Origin of the sequence: Microcoleus sp. D3_18a_C4, from assembly GCF_036702415.1 — a bacterium.
Taxonomy (GTDB): Bacteria; Cyanobacteriota; Cyanobacteriia; order Cyanobacteriales; family Microcoleaceae; genus Microcoleus.
In genome coordinates this window covers 62,588-80,078 of sequence record NZ_JAUBTI010000019.1, presented here as the reverse complement: position 1 = coordinate 80,078, position 17,491 = coordinate 62,588, and the positions used below count along the sequence as shown (strand labels likewise).

Annotated in this window: 12 protein-coding genes; 6 read left to right on the top strand and 6 right to left on the bottom strand. The window is 44.7% G+C overall.

The window, feature by feature from the left end:
* Positions 1-158: 158 nt before the first annotated feature.
* The 3 genes from QUB16_RS11985 to QUB16_RS11975 all read left to right on the top strand — a co-directional run bounded on the left by QUB16_RS11985 (position 159) and on the right by QUB16_RS11975 (position 2,615).
* A complete protein-coding gene (locus QUB16_RS11985) occupies positions 159-1,655 on the top strand; it encodes a tetratricopeptide repeat-containing serine protease family protein (RefSeq protein ID WP_333316223.1) in 1,497 nt (498 codons plus the stop codon).
* Positions 1,656-1,827: 172 nt separating this feature from the next.
* Positions 1,828-2,244 carry a hypothetical protein gene (locus QUB16_RS11980; protein WP_333316221.1) on the top strand — a complete coding sequence of 139 codons (417 nt, stop codon included), beginning with the start codon at positions 1,828-1,830 and terminating at the stop codon, positions 2,242-2,244.
* Positions 2,245-2,258: 14 nt separating this feature from the next.
* A complete protein-coding gene (locus QUB16_RS11975; RefSeq protein ID WP_333316219.1) occupies positions 2,259-2,615 on the top strand; it encodes a hypothetical protein in 357 nt (118 codons plus the stop codon).
* Positions 2,616-2,772: 157 nt separating this feature from the next.
* Here the strand turns inward: QUB16_RS11975 and QUB16_RS11970 are convergent, their stop codons facing one another.
* The gene (locus QUB16_RS11970; RefSeq protein ID WP_333316218.1) at positions 2,773-3,552 is read right to left on the bottom strand and encodes a Tat pathway signal protein; all 780 of its coding nucleotides are present in this window, start codon (positions 3,550-3,552) and stop codon (positions 2,773-2,775) included.
* Between the two features lie 676 nt (positions 3,553-4,228).
* Here QUB16_RS11970 and QUB16_RS11965 point away from each other — a divergent pair.
* The 3 genes from QUB16_RS11965 (at position 4,229) to QUB16_RS11955 (ending at position 8,346) form a co-directional block, all read left to right on the top strand.
* Positions 4,229-5,647: an NB-ARC domain-containing protein gene (locus tag QUB16_RS11965; protein ID WP_333316216.1), complete on the top strand. Its 1,419-nt coding sequence runs from the start codon at positions 4,229-4,231 to the stop codon at positions 5,645-5,647.
* A 478-nt stretch (positions 5,648-6,125) separates the two neighbouring features.
* Positions 6,126-7,574, top strand: a complete 1,449-nt coding sequence (gene ffh, locus QUB16_RS11960; RefSeq protein ID WP_333107613.1) for a signal recognition particle protein — start codon at positions 6,126-6,128, stop codon at positions 7,572-7,574.
* Between the two features lie 163 nt (positions 7,575-7,737).
* Positions 7,738-8,346 carry a Uma2 family endonuclease gene (locus QUB16_RS11955; RefSeq protein ID WP_333316213.1) on the top strand — a complete coding sequence of 203 codons (609 nt, stop codon included), beginning with the start codon at positions 7,738-7,740 and terminating at the stop codon, positions 8,344-8,346.
* 322 nt (positions 8,347-8,668) lie between these two features.
* On the opposite strand, the gene QUB16_RS11950 is transcribed toward QUB16_RS11955, so the two are convergent.
* The 5 genes from QUB16_RS11950 to metG all read right to left on the bottom strand — a co-directional run bounded on the left by QUB16_RS11950 (position 8,669) and on the right by metG (position 17,176).
* Positions 8,669-10,573 carry an EAL domain-containing protein gene (locus QUB16_RS11950; RefSeq protein WP_333316211.1) on the bottom strand — a complete coding sequence of 635 codons (1,905 nt, stop codon included), beginning with the start codon at positions 10,571-10,573 and terminating at the stop codon, positions 8,669-8,671.
* Position 10,574: 1 nt separating this feature from the next.
* Positions 10,575-13,373 carry an ATP-binding protein gene (locus QUB16_RS11945; RefSeq protein WP_333316209.1) on the bottom strand — a complete coding sequence of 933 codons (2,799 nt, stop codon included), beginning with the start codon at positions 13,371-13,373 and terminating at the stop codon, positions 10,575-10,577.
* Positions 13,374-13,496: 123 nt separating this feature from the next.
* Positions 13,497-14,696, bottom strand: coding sequence for an LPS export ABC transporter periplasmic protein LptC (gene lptC, locus QUB16_RS11940; RefSeq protein WP_333316207.1), 1,200 nt, complete (start codon positions 14,694-14,696; stop codon positions 13,497-13,499).
* Positions 14,697-14,872: 176 nt separating this feature from the next.
* A complete protein-coding gene (locus QUB16_RS11935) occupies positions 14,873-15,478 on the bottom strand; it encodes a LabA-like NYN domain-containing protein (protein ID WP_006631885.1) in 606 nt (201 codons plus the stop codon).
* A gap of 105 nt (positions 15,479-15,583) precedes the next feature.
* Positions 15,584-17,176: a methionine--tRNA ligase gene (gene metG / locus QUB16_RS11930; RefSeq protein WP_333316205.1), complete on the bottom strand. Its 1,593-nt coding sequence runs from the start codon at positions 17,174-17,176 to the stop codon at positions 15,584-15,586.
* Positions 17,177-17,491 lie beyond the last annotated feature (315 nt).

The window sequence follows — 17,491 nt, the reverse complement described above, 5'->3', positions numbered from 1 at the left end:
GGCATAGTAATGCCGGCAATGGCGGAAATATACGAAATGTACGAAATGTCATAAAAATCGCAATCATCTGAAAACATCCAGGGTTTCTGGTTTTCAGAAATTTTATTTTAATCTATACTATTCGGAGTATAAAAAATCTTACTCTTCAGCAATCACCTATGAATAGGGATTATTCGCGCTTTGATTCCCTCACCAGCATCCTAGCAGGAACAGTAACGGTAGTAGGAATAGTTGTTTTTGCACAAGCCCCCGTTTTCGCAAAAACTCCCCAAGAAATTGCCAAATTTGCTGAATCTGTTACCGTTCAAATTAATGGAACAACTGGTCTAGGTACAGGATTTATTATTGCTAAACAAGGTACAACCTACACTGTCCTGACAGCTAACCATGTTGTAGATGATACCAAAGCTACCTATACGATTCGCAGTCATAGGGGAAAAGACTATCCAGTAACCCGTAGTGTATTATTACAGAAAGGCCAGAATGCTCCCGATTTAGCAGTTGTAACATTTAACAGTGCAGATTCTTATCCTGTTGTCACTTTCGGCGATTCCGAACAAGCGACAGTTGCTACACAAATTTTTGTGTTTGGCTATCCAGGTATTCCGGCTAGCAGAAACCAGCACCAAAAAGAGCGCAATTTCGAGTTTGTGCCGGGCTTCGTTACAAGCAGAATTTCAAGTCATCCCCAAGGGTATAATTTGCGCTACAATGCTGTCACGAAAGGGGGAATGAGTGGAGGGCCTGTATTTGATGGAGAAGGGCGGGTAGTTGGAGTTCATGGAGAGGGCGATCGGGATTACGATCCTGTCATTGACGGAAAAGTTATTACAGGTTTAGCCGATATTAAAACAGGATTTAATTCAGCGATTCCTATCAACACTTTTATAGCTAAATTATCCGAAGCAGGTTTAAATCGATCGGCACTTTTAATTAATACCTCTCCAACAGCTACTGAACCTCTGAAACTGAACAATCCGCAAGATGCTAAGACTTATTATGTTCGGGGTTTAACTCGGTTTGACAAAGGAGATTTGTCAGGGGCTGTTGCCGATTTTAACCAAGCAATTCAAACTCAATCTGATTACGCGGAAGCTTATTTCTATCGAGCCCTCGCTTATTCCGATTTGAGACAAATGCCCAAGAGTATCGCTGATTATAGCAAGGCGATCGCCCTAAATGCCGGTTATGTTGACGCTTACTACAATCGGGGGCTGGTTTTGTCAGCAATGGGAGACAAACCGGGGGCGATCGCAGATTATACTCAAGTCATCCGCTTGGATAGAAACTTTGCAGCGGCTTACAATAACCGAGGATTAGCACTTTCGGACTTGGGCGATCAAAAAGGAGCGATCGACGATTTCAATCAAGCGCTGCAAATTAATCCGGGTCGCGCCAACACTTATTTCAACAGAGGATTAGCGCTGTTTCGCATCAATAACGATCGCTCTGCCTTAGCTGATTACACTCAAGCAATTCAACTCAATCCCAATTATGCTAAGGCTTTTGCTAACCGAGGAATTACGTTAGTGAGAATGGGAGATAGACAAGGGGCGATCGCAGATTTGCAGCAAGCTGCTCGTTTATTTAGGGCTCAAGGAATGAACGCCGATGCTCAAAAAGCATTAGATTTGATTGGTCAACTGCAAAGGTAATAAAGTTTATGATATAGCAATCCTGAATCATTTGTAAAAATATGTAGGGGTAGTGCTACCCCTACTCCCCGTGCCTACCCCAGTCAAGGCGGGGCAACCGGGCGTGGGTTTTGCCCCTACAAGAATTACACGAATCATTTAGGATTGCTATATATATGATATAATAGAAAATATGACCCTTCTAAAAACCATGTATCAAGCAACATTAACTGATGTTTCCTTAGATCCAATATTAGAGCGCTTAACGCAACTTGCCCAACTAGAACCTGACTGGGATTCTTATGGTGCATTAGCAGTTTCGCCCGTTGCTTTTGTAAAAGCCTGTCAGTTGCTCATTCATGTCAAATACTCTCTGGCGCCTTTAGTTGGCGATCGAATTTTACCCTATGATGCAGCACCAATTGCTAATGGTAGCCTACAACTGGAATGGCGGAGTCCACAGGGCAATCTAGAAGTGGAAATTAAATCTGATATGAGTTTCAGCTATCTACTAATTAAGGGAGAGGGAAGCGAGAGAAAATTTGAGGAGAAAAACGATCTATCATTATCTGAAGTCCTGAATGTGTTGTCTCAGCTATTAATTCAATAAGTCAGGATGAGATAGTGATAGAAGAAATTGCAGATAACGATATCCTTTATCGTCGGATTCCGAATGTACATCTTTATGAGGATGGTACTGTAAAATCAGTGGCTTTCCAGGTTAGAGGAAAACCTGATAACAGCATCTCAGTTGAGTTGGCGAGGCTAACAACTCCCCAGGAAATTTTAGCTCGTGCGAGAAATCCTGACACTACTAAAGTGGGTGTTTTGGTAGCAGGATCTGCCCGTTGTTTAGGCTTCATTATCCGGCATGACCCTTTGCAGGATAATCCCGCTCATTGTCTTATTGAGGGGGAAAACAACAAAGTCAAGTGTAAACTTTTGGCTGAGGCTACAACTATTTTAACTTTGCCTGAGTAAAGGCGATCGCTCTTTTTGACAAATTGGAATGTAAGGGCGATCGCTACTGTTAGTATAATACCAAATCCGGGTTAAATACCCCCTTAATTCTTCAGTCTCAAGCGAGAGGGACTTCGTTTGACAAGAAGCGGTTTCAACCGCCGAATTTGATTTTCCCCTAAAACCTCACCGTCACCAAAATCACCCGCCGAGGCTGATCTTCGGCTTCAATAATATACTCAACACGCCCAAAACCTTTCGGCCCCGGTTCAACTAAATCATAGCGAGATGTCACCGTACCGGCGGCTGTATCGTATTGAGCAAAAACAGCACCTGGATTTCTCCCAGCAGACGCATCAGCATCCCCTCCCCAAGAGCCCCAATCATCCAATCGCGATCGAGTTGGCAAGATAGAAGCAGCGATTTCTGGAGGTGTTAATCTTTGATCTGCTAAGACTTGTTGAGCATTATGAATAGCGCACATTGTCGGCCCGGAAATTTTGGCATCGCTGTATTGATCTTCCCACTTTTGTACGAAGCCAAAGCCAACATTCGGGCCGACTCGATCCTGTCTTTGCCGCCCCCACAGCCGACTGGTATCTGATGCAAAATTAGAACCGCTGCCCGTTACCGCTAATTCGGTTCTTTTGCTAGTAAAATTGCGGTTAACAAATTCTTTGTCTGCGGTGCGAATGGCGTTAGCGGCTGCTGGTTCTATTTTACTGCTAACATTAGTATTGCCTTGCAATATTGGTGATAGAACCCCGGGAATGGGCTGTGCTCCACAATATTTTTGAATACCGTTGAAAACGCGATCGGCTGATAAGGCACTAATCGGAAATTCTAGGGAATAAGCTTCGGCAGGTTTGGGGAAAAAGATGCCTGATGTTGCGGAAGCAGCAAAAGAAGCTCCACCCCAGATAGTGATACGATTAAATTGACGGCGGCTAAGACTCATAATTTATCTACTCCCTGGAGAGCCTGCCCCTGGTATAATATGGAATGAGAAAAAGTAGTAGGGTGTAATACTTTCACTACAATTTGTTGCTCTGGAACAAGTGATATCAATAGCTAGACTTTTACCATTACTAACATCTACCAGCATCGTATTGACCCTTCCCTCCTTTCCTACTTGGGAAGCTACTTGATTTCCATCTACGTAAACGTCTATTTGGGGGGGTGGAATGTTATCGTTATCACTAACTCCATACTCCAATCGGAGAGAGAGGCGACCGCCTGGAAGTTTACAAGTGAAACCGGTTGGTGTCGTATCTAAAATACTTGTATATAATTCTCTACCTATGGAAATATCTTTACTCCTGATGCGACTAGCCCGATAAGTAGGCCATCTGCCAACACAGCTTAGGTCGAATATATGGATTGGCCGCTGGGCCTGGGCCACTTGTGCGCCAACTGTCGCTAAACTAAAAGACAACACCCCAGCCGAGAGCAAACCGCTGAGCCACCGCACTCGCTTCATATAAATATCCTGCTAATACCTTAATCAATTAATATAAAGGATGAGCTGTGTAGGAAAAGTCCTGACTTTAGATAGATGACAAAATCAAAAATGTCACGATTGTACGAAATGTCAGGTATAATGAATGGCGTAAACTCCAGCTTCTCCCTAATCTATGGATATTGCCGAAGTTTTGACACTGGCAGATGAGCTAATTTTTGCTAAGACGGGGAAGCATTTAGATTACGTGCAAGAAGCTATTCTGCGGGGAACATTAGAAGACGCAACTTACACGCAAATTGCTCAAGAAGTTTACTCAAGTCCAAGTCATGTCAGAAATGTCGGAGCACAACTTTGGAAAATACTTTCTAAAGGATTAGGAAAAAATATTACTAAAGCAAATTTTAGGACTGTATTAGAGAAGGAAAAAATTTATAATTATCAATTAGCTATAGTTGGCGATAATATTAAAGTTGGCGAGAATGTCACAGTCAATAATAACTTTAACGTTTGTCGTGAAAAATCCCGATCGCCCAAAACACCCCAAAACCCCCAACCAACAGCAAAACAGCCCCGCATCGACTTAGGCGACGCACCAGAAATCTCGACATTTTTCGATCGCACATCCGAACTCACCACCCTCAAACAATGGATTTTGGAAAACCGCACCCGTCTCATCAGCATCTTAGGATTAAGCGGAAGTGGCAAAAGTGCGATCGCCCTGCAACTAATCCAACACATTGAATATGAATTTGACTGTATAATCTGGCGAAGCCTCCGCGACGCGCCATCCCTCCAAACACTCCAAACCGACTTAATTCAATTCTGTAGGGGCGGTGCCCCCGTGCCCGCCCCCGAAGAAAGGGCGATCGCCGCCCCCGAAGAAAGGGCAACCACGGGGGGATTGCCCCTACAATATTTGCGATCGCACCGCTGTCTCATCATCCTCGATGACGTACAAACAATCTTCAGCAGCCAACAACTAGCAGGAAACTACAAACAAGGCTATGAAAATTATGGCACTTTCTTCAAACAAATAGCAGAATCATGTCACAACAGTTGCATAGTTTTGATTAGTTGGGAAAAACCCAGAGAAATTGCCGCATTAGAAAGCCACCCGAAAAATTGTCAAACATTGCAACTCAATGGTTTAGGCGAACCCGCGCGAGAAATATTCACAGAAAAAGGTTTACTTGAATCGGAAAACTGGTCAAAATTGATAGACATTTACCGAGGAAATCCCTTGTGGTTGAATACAGTAGCTGCTGCTATTCAAGACTTATTTAGCGGCAATGTTTCAGATTTTTTATCCTATGATAGCCTAGTTTTAGGAGACTTAGAATATATATTGCACCAACATTTTCAGCGCTTGTCAGACAGCGAAAAACAACTAATGTCCTGGTTGGCAAATCAAATCAAAGCAGTCGAAATCTCCAAAAAGCCAGCCCTTCTGGAATTATCCCCTTCAGAATTCCTCAAAGCCGTCGAATCCTTGAGACGGAGGTTATTAATCGAAAAAGTCCAAAAGGGCGATCGCACCCTCTTCCAACTCCAACCCGCGATCGCAGAATACGTAAAAACCAACATCAAATAAACAGTTGACAGTTGACTTTACAATCGAAACGGCGATCGTATTGCAATTAATTCTGTAGGGGCGGGTTCACAAACAATATTTGAAACAAACAAATAGGTAAAATAAACCCGCCCCCACCCACGCATAGGGCCGGGGCGGGTTTATAAATACCCTGGATGTGAATTAGAAATACTGGTGAACCCGCCCCTACAGCAACTATATCTATTTAACCGGACACGATATAACTTGAAAACATCTCAACCCATAGCGCATCAATCCGCGTTCATCAGCGGTTAAAAAATAAAAACATCAAACTACAAACTACGCATGAGGCCAGAAACCGGCTTTTTTACCGAATCAGTAGGCTGCAACGCGTCTTTTCATAAAAAACCCGGTTTCTTTAGTCGGAGTGCGATCGCGAACTGTTTCAGCAAAACTTGCATCCAAACATCCGCATTTAGCCTTAAAATTAAAAAGACTGACTAGCCAACAATGCCCTATGTTTGAAGCCCTTGCCGATCGACTCGAATCCACCTGGAAAAAACTGCGCGGACAAAATAAAATCTCCGAGTCCAACATCCAAGACGCGCTCAAAGAAGTCCGCCGCGCCCTCCTGGAAGCCGATGTCAACCTCCAAGTCGTCAAAAACTTCATCTCAGAGGTAGCGGCAAAAGCACAAGGCGCAGAAGTCGTTTCAGGCGTCCGTCCCGACCAACAATTCATCAAAATCGTCCACGACGAACTCGTGCGCGTCATGGGGGAAACCAACGTACCCCTCGCCACCGCCGAATCCGGGCCCACAGTGATCCTGATGGCAGGTTTGCAAGGAACCGGGAAAACCACAGCTACCGCTAAACTAGCGCTGCACCTCCGCAAACAAAATCGTACCGCACTGCTAGTCGCAACCGACATTTATCGACCAGCCGCGATCGACCAATTGCTAACCCTCGGCAAACAAATCGACGTACCCGTATTTGAATTAGGCAAAGACATTGACCCCGTAGAAATTGCCCGCCAAGGCATCGAACACGGCAAACAAATCGGCATTGATACCATCATCGTCGATACAGCAGGTCGCCTGCAAATCGACCAAGACATGATGGCAGAATTGGGCCGCATCAAACAAACAGTACAACCCCACGAAACGCTGTTAGTTGTTGATGCCATGACCGGCCAAGAAGCAGCAAATTTAACCCGCACCTTTCACGAACAAATCGGCATTACCGGCGCAATCTTAACCAAATTAGATGGGGACAGCCGCGGCGGTGCAGCCTTATCAGTGCGGCAAATATCCGGCGCGCCGATTAAATTTGTCGGCGTCGGCGAAAAAGTGGAAGCATTGCAACCATTTTATCCCGATCGCATGGCATCGAGAATACTCGGCATGGGCGATGTCTTGACGCTAGTAGAAAAAGCGCAAGAAGAATTTGACATCGCCGATGCCGAGAAAATGCAAGAGAAAATGCTCACGGCAAAGTTTGACTTTACCGACTTTCTCAAACAAACCAGACTGTTAAAAAACATGGGTTCCCTCGGCGGCATCATGAAAATGATTCCGGGGATGAACAAACTTTCAGACGAACAAATGCGGCAGGGAGAAGTGCAGCTAAAACGCACCGAAGCCATGATTAATTCGATGACAGTGGAAGAACGCCGCAACCCCGAACTTTTAGCAAGTTCTCCATCCCGCCGCCGCCGCATCGGCAAAGGCGCAGGCTACGCAGAAAACGACGTAACAAAGCTGGTGAGCGATTTCCAGAAAATGCGTACAATGATGCAGCAAATGAGTCAAGGCAACTTTACAGGAATGGGAGGATTGCCCGGAATGCCCGGAATGCCGGGAATGGGCGGCCCCGGAATGCAGCCCGGTTCCCGTGGCTATATGGGTGCCCAGCAGAAGAAGAAAAAGAAAAAAGATAAGCCTAAAAAAGGTTTCGGACAGTTGTAGAAAATATCAAACATATTGCACGATTGTCAAAATTTTGTAGGGGCGGGTTCACCGATCATAATTGCCTAAAACACACAATCTCGTAAACCCGCCCCACCCCGTGCAAGAGTCCTTTAACTTTTTTTTATTGCCGAGTTCAAGCTAAAAAAAACCGGAATTAAATATGGTACAAACAATCACTCAACCAGAAACCATATCTATAGAATTGCCAAACGCGATCGGGATTGTTGTCAGTAGCGAGCAATTCGATGCCCTAGCATTGGCAAATCCCGACTTGAGATTAGAGAGAACCGCAGCAGGAGAATTAATCGTGAATCCACCCACCGGAGGAGAATCAGGCAGCCGCAACCTCAGTATCAGTACGCAATTCGGCAACTGGTGCGAAGCACACGAGGATTTAGGAGAAGGCTTTGACTCTTCTACTGGATTCATCCTCCCCAATGGTGCTCGCCGTTCTCCCGACGCTTCCTGGGTGAGTCGAACTCGCTGGGAGGCACTAACTCCAAAACAGCGCCAAGGCTTCGTTCCCCTGTGTCCAGACTTTGTAGTAGAATTGCGCTCGGCATCCGATAGTCTCTCCACCCTTCAAACTAAGATGCGGGAATACATCGACAACGGCGCAAGATTGGGCTGGTTGATTGACCCGCAAAACCGGCAGGTAGAGATTTATCGACAGCAAGCAGAAGTAGAAATATTAATCAATCCTGCCGAGTTATCCGGGGAAGACGTATTGCCAGGATTTGTGTTGAATTTAAGGCGAGTGTGGCGTTAGAGAGCTTTTGATACCAAATCCGCACAATCCCAGATTCCGCACCCCCCAACGGGCAGCATACACTGCAAGAGTGCGACTCGAAGTCGATCGTCCGAGACAATAGTGAATCAAAATATCGAAAATTCTGTGTTACTGAGCATAAACCCGTTAGGAATTCCTAAAAATTAACGTTCGGGCATGAGGTAAATTTTATTAATTCATAAAATATCAAAAATCCGACCCAAACTAACTATTAATTCCCAGCAGAATTGAGTTAGCATGATGATGAGAGTAGGATTTTGAGCCTTTCCTACAAAAGATTCATAAAATTTATCGAGGCAAACTAGATGTCAGGCCAGCTTGCTAGCCCTACCTTTATGCCTAATAATTCGGTTGCCTTGAAGCTGTCTACAGGCTTAGAAAATAAATATCCTTGCCCCAACTCACACCCCAACTCTCGCAGTTTCTGTAGCTGTGCTGGCGTTTCTATGCCTTCTGCCACAATATCCATACCTCGGCTGCGAGCCAGCGTTACAATTGTCTGGATAATTTCTACGCCGCTGTTGTCTGCCCCAATGCGGCTCACAAAAGAGCGGTCAATCTTTAAGGTATCAATGGGAAACTCGTGTAAGCGGCTTAAAGAAGAGTAGCCCGTGCCAAAGTCGTCGATACACAACATAAGGCCTAGAGCTTTTAGCTGCTTCAACATCTTTTCTTCCCTGGATACGGTTTCCAAAATGCAGCTTTCAGTAATCTCTAGTTTTAGACTGTAGCTGGGAAAGCCAGTCTCCTGCAAAATCTCCTCAATTCGATTGAGTAGGTTTGCTTGCTTTAGCTGCACGGGGGAAAGATTGACATTAATCGCCAAGGGAGGTGTGTGGGGAAACTGTTGTTGCCAAATACTGATCTGGTGACAAGCTTCCTGCAAAACAAACCACCCCAATTCATTGATCAAACCAGTTTCTTCAGCCACAGGGATAAACTCAGCAGGCGGGTAGATTGTGCCAGATGGGTGATGCCAGCGCACCAAAGCTTCAAAGCCACTCAGTTGCCCCGTAGAAAGGGAGACAATTGGCTGGTAGTGAACGCAAAATTCTTGTAGCGCGATCGCCCTTCTCAAGTCGTTCTCCAACTGCAAGCGCGTCATCGCAACAGTTTGCATCGCTGGATCGAAAACTTCGTAACGCCCTCTGCCTTGAGCTTTAGCATAATACATTGCGATATCCGCATCTCTGAGCACGTCTTCGGGGCGATCGTAACCCATTGTGCTAACGATAATGCCAATGCTGATATCGGTAAATACTTCATAATCATTCAAATTAAACGGCTGCCTTAATTGATTTTGGATGCGTTCAGCCACCCTGTTTGGTTCCTCAATATCTTGAATATCTTCCAGCAATATCACAAATTCATCTCCTCCAAACCGCGCAACTGCATCTGTATGGCGTAAACAAACTTGCAGTTGACGAGCAACGCTTTTTAGTAATTGATCCCCAACCAAATGTCCGAGGCTATCATTCACTACTTTAAAGCGATCTAGATCAATAAATAGCACCCCATATAGATAATCTTCACGTCTGTACGACAAGTCGATCGCCTGTTGCAGCCTATTCATAAACCAAGCGCGGTTAGGCAACTCCGTTAGCGCGTCGTGAAAAGCATCATGTCCTAATTTTTGTTCTCTTTCCAACAACTGAACTTGAGCCTGTTGAAGCTCGTTGCAGGCTTGTCTAAGTTCAGCCGTTTGAGAAGCCACCCGTTCCTCTAACTCAGAAGTGAGTTTCTGCAAGGCCGCTTCCGCCTCTTTTCGCGCTTCAATTTCCTCTTTGAGAAGCACATTTTGCTCTTCCAGCGTCTTGGTCAAATTTCGCAGTCTCAGGTGTAGTTGCACGCGGGCTAGGACTTCTTCTTGCTGAAAAGGTTTGGTGATATAATCTACTGCCCCCATTGACAAACCTTTAACCTTATCCACGCGATCCGTAAGAGCTGTCATAAAAATCACAGGGATATCTTTCGTTGCCACCGATGCTTTTAATCGGTGGCAGGTTTCAAAGCCATCCATCCCCGGCATCATCACATCTAACAATATGATATTTGGCGAAACTTCTTGTAACTTCTCAATAGCACTTTCCCCATCCTTAGCCACTAAAACCTTGAAGCCTGACTCCTTCAAAAAATCGAACAGAAGTTTGAGGTTATTCGGGTTATCGTCAACAATTAAAATTACATTGTCTTTTTGGTTGAGCATTTTATTCCCCCAAATGTTTTTTTACAAAAGCTAGTAGTTCTTTTTCTTCAAAATTCTTGGCAAATTGCAAGATTTTATTAGCAAAGGGTAGATAGTTGCCGTCTATCTGCTTGAGTCTATTGGCTTCCTGCTCAACCACTTCAATATCGCCGATCCGAGCTGCATTAAACAGCGCTACCAGCTCTGCTGATGGCGGTATCACAAGCTCACCACTCTGAACGTTTAATAAATCAGTGAAACCTTCCGGCTGTGCGATCGCCAAATCCGCAGGTTGGTCGTAAATCCATTCTATTTGTAAGTAATTTTTTAATACTTCTAGCAATTCTTCTACTTGGATAGGCTTTGACAGGAACTCGTTACAACCTGCTTCTTGGCTATTTTGGCGATCGAATTCAAACACGCTGGCGCTGGATGCTATCAATATTACATCCTTAAAGTCTGATGACTTTCGGAAGCGCCGCGACATTTCAAATCCATCCATTACTGGCATCACTAAGTCTGTGATAATCAGATCCGGTTGAAAATCAATGGCTTTATTTAAACCCTCTTGTCCATTACAAGCTTCCATGATTTTAAAACCTAGTGGTTCTAAAAAACTTCTAATAAAACCTCGATTTTCTAATCGATCGTCTACTAACAAAATTTTATTTTTATTCCCTTTAAAACCCCTTAAATTAGTTGAAGTATTTAGCGAAGGTTGCTCAATAAATTCCGCTGATTGAGTCAACTCTAAATCAAGGGAAAAAATGCTGCCTTGACCGAGTATACTTTCGACTTTTATTTCGCCTCCCATCAGTTGAACAATTTTCTGTGCGATCGCTAATCCCAACCCAGTGCCTTCTGCCTTCTGCTGGCTATTTCCGACTTGTTCAAACGGTAAAAATATTTTTTCTAACTGTTCGGGTGCCATTCCAATCCCCGTATCTTGGATATGGAAACGAATTTTAGTAAGTTGTGATTGGTCAGAGTCTTCCCCCGTACCTATTACGCCTACCTTAAAAATAACACCTCCTTTTTCTGTAAATTTAATAGCATTGCCCAAAAGGTTAATCAAAACTTGGCGCAGTCGTTTTTCATCAGCATTTACAGCGTGAGGAAGTTGATTTAATACTTGATAACTAAAGGTAATTTCTTTTTGTTCAGCTCGGATGCGGCACATTTCCACAACCCCGATCAAAAAGGAAGAAAAATTAAAACTTGAGCTGTCAAGTTCCATTTTACTGGCTTCAATTTTAGAAAGGTCTAAAATATCGTTAATCAGCGTGAGTAAGTGCGAACCACACTGGTGAATAATGTGGATAGCATCTTTTTGTTTAGGAGTGGTAGTTTGATCGCGCTCCATAATTTGAGAGTATCCTAGAATTCCGTTCAGGGGTGTGCGAAGTTCATGGCTCATGTTGGCGAGGAATTCGCTCTTGGCATGGTTAGCAGTATCAGCGGCAATTTTTGCCTCTTTTAGCTCACTTGTTCGTTCTTCTACTCGATTTTCTAGCTCGGAGTTGGTCTTTTCTAAAGCAGCAAAAGACTCGCGCAATTGCTGGGCCATTTGGTTAAAAGATTGAGCGAGAACTCCCAGTTCATTTATCCCATTTACGTCTACTTTTTGATTTAATTGACCGCTAGCGATCGCTCTACTCGCTTTACTCAAAAGAAAAATAGGATGGGTAATCCAGCGGGAGGCGAGGATTCCTAACAACGTCGCTAGCACTAACGCTAAAATGCAGAGTAGGATAGTGCTACGGGTATTGGCATTGATTTCCTCCATAAAGTCGGCTTCTGGAACGACTACAACAATCAGCCAATCAAGACCTCTACCATCTTGGAAGGGGGATACTTGCACGAATTCCCGCTGACCATCTAGCATGAAGTCTAGTTGCTGGTTGCTATCTATTTCGGTAAAGTTACCAAAGCGTTCTATTAAATGTTGCGCTGTACCCTCGATCAAAGGTACGCTGCTTTCAATCGCTTTTAATCGTTGCGTTTTTTGGCGATTGTTGCTCTTGATAAATGGCTTCTCGGCGGTGGAAGAAGCCACTAGCAAGCCCGATCGTTCGATGATGAAAGTCTTTCCCGATCTACCAATTTTTAAACTTTGGAGAAAGTCGCTGATTTTTGAGAGAAATAGATCGGTACTTACAACACCTATAAAAATGCCATTTTTATCGTAAACAGGTTGGCTAGCGGAGATTCCTAGGCTAGGTTGAATATAATATTGATAAATTTTATTCCATTGGGGTTTGCCTGCAACTTTTGCAGCTTGATACCAGGGTCGAATGCGGGGATCGTAGTCTGGGTGCGTTTCCTTAAACTGAGTCGGGTTGCCCTCTCTATCTACCTTGACGATCGTATTGAGAAAATTAGTAGAGCGATCGGTTATTTCAATAACCACACTGCCATCATCCTTATATCCAGCACCCGCGTATTCTTTTTTTTCGCCTCCAAAACTGATGTAACTAACAGTGGAAAATTGCTTGAGCTGCCAGTAGAAGTAGCTTCTCATAGAACCCATATTGTCTGGATTCCACAACCCAAAGCGGCCAATGGCATCGACGCTGATGGCATTAATCAAATGGGGCGTTTCCAAGTAAGTGTTTAATTGTTGATTGATGCGGGCGACTACCTCCGTTCGTAATTGGCTAGTAACATTGTTGACGGCAGTTTTGCCGTTGCGTAGCGAGAGCCAACCTGTCAGTCCCACAGCAGCGAAGATTTGCAGGACGAATGGTACGACTAAGACGAGGCGCAGCGGGATTTTTTGAGGCCTTTTTGCAACTTCGTCCTCACTTGCGATTAGTGTCATGGCGGAGTCATTTTAGTATTTGGATTATTTCAATAACAACAGTCGCTCACCCCTCCTTACTCCATCCAATCTTAATTATATCTGCGTTCATCAGCGTTCATCTGCCAACATCTGCGATCGCAATTATTGCTGTCCCAAAGTTCCCTTATACTCGTCCGGTACAAATTCCGTAACCACTTGGCCGCCGCCACCGTCGCCTTTGACAATCACAGTTTGATTTTTCAACTCTCCCGCCGCCCTCGGCCCTGTCAAATTAAACACCGGATTTAGCTGCCGATATACCACATTTCCTTCTGCATCGAACGTCTGGTTAGTTAAATACCACGTTACGCGATCGGTATTTAATTGAGCTTGACGTTTTTCCCCAATTCCTACCACATTTCCCGTCAAATAAAAAACTTTTTTCTCTAAATCTCCCCGCCCCGTATCCCCAGTCATCGTCACCTTTTCCACGCGGTGAAAAACCTTCACCGGTCCAGGCGATATCACAGATTGGGCCGGAAAATTCCAACTCATCAAACTGCTTTCTATTTGTAGCGGCGGGTCTGATGGCATCAACTGAGCGTTTTTTGTCAGCGTCGCAATCTTGGTTTTTAAGTCTACATCTACTTGGTCGGCAAAACCGCTGTCTGTGACTATTTTATCTTTGTATCTGTCAATTTGAGTCGGTTTGGCGCTGTTTACCTTTTGTTGATCCACAAACCACACTAAGTGCTCGGTTCGCAATTGCAAAACCGGATCTTTAACATTCGCCACCACAGAGCCGAATAACTCCATTCTCTTAGCCCTGCTGAAAACCCGCGCTTCCTTCGCTGAAGCCGTCACCTGTTTGTTCTCTCCCGTCAAATTATTGCGGACAACTAAAACATCTTCCTTCGGCCGCCACTCCAACTCATTTCCCCGCAACACCACTCCATTTTTCAGGTCTTTAGCGACTATGTTACCTTTGAGAAAAACCTGATTTCCTTCCTGAAATACCTGCCCCGTTTCTCCCTGAATATCGTAAATTTCTTTGCCGTCCTGAAACAATTTGCCCACTGGTTTCTGAACGTTAACTATCTTTTGGTCTTTGCTGTAAACGGCATTTTGCGAGTTTACTTTCCAGAACGTCTCGCCCTTTTCGTTTGCTTGTTCTAGGGTTACTTTGTTTAAAGTTAAAGTGCTGTTTGACTGTTGAGCAGTTTTTAGATCCTCCGCTAATTTGTTCTTTGGAGCCTCTTGCGGAACCGCACAAGCACCAATCCCCAAAATCAGTGCTGCTAAAAATAGCAGCATCAATTTTGGGGATTTGAAATTGGGAATTTGGGATTTGAGATTAATCATTGGTTATTGGGAATTGGTAATTGGTAATTGGTAATTAATAATTGGCTCTTGAAAAACACTTAATCAAAAATTAAAAATGTGTCATGTTTGGTCTAAATTTTTAACTTTTAATTCTCAATGATTCAACCCATTAACCATCACCCATTACCCGTTACCCATTACCCATTACCACATCCCTATCTGTCGTCGTGTTCCTCCATCAAGCTCAGACCCGACAAAGGGCGGTAAGCATAATTAGGGCGCGATGTTTTTTGGATGTCGTCCTTAATCATTTCCAAATCGATATAGCGATCGGCTACATTAATCAAACTGTCGCTCGTCATCGATCGCAAACTCACCACCTCAACCCGCACACCGCGATAGCTCACAGCGTCTACAGCATAAGCCAAATCGCCGTCACCGCTCACCAGTACCGCTGTGTCGTAAGACCCCACTAAAGCCATCATATCCACAGCGATTTCTACATCCAAATTCGCCTTCTTAGAACCATCTGGCAACTGTACCAAATCCTTAGAAATCACGCGGTAGCCGTTGCGGCGCATCCACAGCAAAAACCCCTGCTGTTTCTCGTTAGTGCGATCGACACCCGTGTAGAAGAAAGAGCGCAGCAGCCGCGATCCCGCAGTTAAACGGCACAGCAGCTTAGTGTAATCAATCTCAATTCCTAACTGCAAAGCCGCGTAAAAAAGGTTAGAACCGTCAATAAAAATTGCCACTCTACCCCGATTTTCTAGAACCTGTTCCGGCGTAAAAAGGTCGTTGCTTTCTATTCTATTCAACATGATTGTTATGCCTCAATTTTTATGAAAGATTGGTAAGGAAATAACTGCTAATTCGTAGTCTGTCATAACACCCAGAGCGCTGGCTGCCAACTATGAAGGTACTGTTTACAGCAGCTCGATCCGCTTAAAAACAGGTTGGGGTTCCCCCAGAGTTTGGTTTGCAGGCAAAGCGCCCCAGGCAGCATGAGCTGCAAAATTCGCTAAACTGTTAACTGTAACTCGATCGTTAAAGTCAATTGAAAAACCTAGCTGTTGATAGATAGCGTTGCTGATATTGGGAATAATCGGCGATAAAAGGTAAGATGCTAGTCTAACAGATTCCAGAACAGAATATAGCACCTGTTCGACACTTTCGAGCTGTCCCTGCTTGTACAAACTCCAAGGTGCTTGCACGTCAATAAACTTGTTCCCGGCTCGCACTAATGCAAGCACGGCTTCGCAAGCCTTGCTAAAAGCCAACTCTTCGTAAAAATCCGCTACTCGATCGCCCAAATCCAGGCTCATAGCCTTGAGAAGGTTGTCGCCCTCAATGTTTTCTCCCAACACATTTGGTACGCAGGCACCGCAATATTTGCGAGCCATGTTTAACGTGCGGTTAAGCAAATTTCCCAAATCATTTGCTAGCTCAGCATTCAATATATTGATAAACCGAGTTTCGTTAAAATCGCCGTCCTCTCCGAACTCAATTTCTTTGAGGAAATAGTAACGTACTGCATCAGCGCCGTACTTGTTGACCAATTCGACAGGGTTTAAAGTATTACCCTCCGTTTTGCCCATTTTTTTGCCGTCTTTGGTCAAAAACCCGTGTGCGAAGACGCGACCCGGCACCGGCAGATTCGCTGACATCAGCATTGCCGGCCAGTAAACTGCGTGGAAGCGAAGAATATCTTTGCCGATCAAGTGCAAGTCAACCGGCCACCATTTAGATAAAGCATTCTCCAAAATCGGGTCGCTGTCCGGATCTAGCAAGGCCGTGACGTATCCCAGCAAAGCGTCAAACCAGACGTAGATGCTGTGACTGGGGTCAACTGGCATTGGCAGACCCCATGCGAGATTCACTCTAGAAATCGAAAAGTCTTGCAGTCCAGAGTTGACGAAACTGAGCACTTCGTTGCGTCGGCTTTCCGGCGCGATGAAGTCGGGACGTTCTGCGTACAAAGCCAGCAGTTGGTCTTGATACCGCGACAGACGGAAAAAGTAATTTTCCTCGTCGCGCCACTCAACTTCCTTGCTGGTGTGGACAGAACACCGATTTCCCGGCAACAATTCCCGTTCATCCTTGAATTCTTCACAGGAGACGCAGTACCAACCTTGTTGCTGGTTCAAGTAAATGTCGCCGGAGTTCCAGACGCGCTGGAAAAATTCTTTGACAATGTACTCGTGGCGCCGCGAAGTTGTGCGGATGAAGCGATCGTACTGGATAGAGAGTTGCTCCCACAGCGCCTCAAACGCCGGAACCACTGAATCGCAGTGAGCTTGGGGCGATCGTCCCAAACTCTCGGCTGTCCGCTGAATTTTCTGGCCGTGTTCGTCCGTCCCTGTAACCAGCAAAACAGATTTGCCCCGCAGCCGCTCAAATCGGGCTAGGGCATCCGCAGCCATAGTCGTATAAGCGCTGCCAACGTGAGGTAAATCGTTTACATAATACAGAGGCGTTGTGATCGCAAAGGTATTTTTAGTTTTATCGGTCGATTTCATTGAATGCTAAAAGAAAATTCCCTAAATTTCGTTTCGATCTTAACTCAGCGGTTAAATTTTTTATGGAGTGGCAATCAAGCCAAATTCACTGCAAGTTATTTGCAATTGTCTAACCCGGGCTATTCCCAAAAGAAATATTGCTTTCATATCAACACTAATCTTTTTTAGTTGTTTTTGACCAACTCTCTAAAATGTCTTAATATTTTGACATTCTGCTGCCTTGGGAATCGACGCTCCTGGGGTACGCGCCTCCTCTATTCATTGGTCGTAGCCGCTATCGCTAGAGCGGGTTTAGCAGCCCACCCGGTTGGCAAC

Coding starts and splice junctions, on each gene's coding strand:
- QUB16_RS11985 (WP_333316223.1), top strand. CDS start 159: ATGAATAGGGATTATTCGCGCTTTGATTCCCTCACCAGCATCCTAGCA.
- QUB16_RS11980 (WP_333316221.1), top strand. CDS start 1,828: ATGACCCTTCTAAAAACCATGTATCAAGCAACATTAACTGATGTTTCC.
- QUB16_RS11970 (WP_333316218.1), bottom strand. CDS start 3,552: ATGAGTCTTAGCCGCCGTCAATTTAATCGTATCACTATCTGGGGTGGA.
- QUB16_RS11965 (WP_333316216.1), top strand. CDS start 4,229: ATGGATATTGCCGAAGTTTTGACACTGGCAGATGAGCTAATTTTTGCT.
- ffh (WP_333107613.1), top strand. CDS start 6,126: ATGTTTGAAGCCCTTGCCGATCGACTCGAATCCACCTGGAAAAAACTG.
- QUB16_RS11955 (WP_333316213.1), top strand. CDS start 7,738: ATGGTACAAACAATCACTCAACCAGAAACCATATCTATAGAATTGCCA.
- QUB16_RS11950 (WP_333316211.1), bottom strand. CDS start 10,573: ATGCTCAACCAAAAAGACAATGTAATTTTAATTGTTGACGATAACCCG.
- QUB16_RS11945 (WP_333316209.1), bottom strand. CDS start 13,373: ATGACACTAATCGCAAGTGAGGACGAAGTTGCAAAAAGGCCTCAAAAA.
- lptC (WP_333316207.1), bottom strand. CDS start 14,696: ATGATTAATCTCAAATCCCAAATTCCCAATTTCAAATCCCCAAAATTG.
- QUB16_RS11935 (WP_006631885.1), bottom strand. CDS start 15,478: ATGTTGAATAGAATAGAAAGCAACGACCTTTTTACGCCGGAACAGGTT.
- metG (WP_333316205.1), bottom strand. CDS start 17,176: ATGAAATCGACCGATAAAACTAAAAATACCTTTGCGATCACAACGCCT.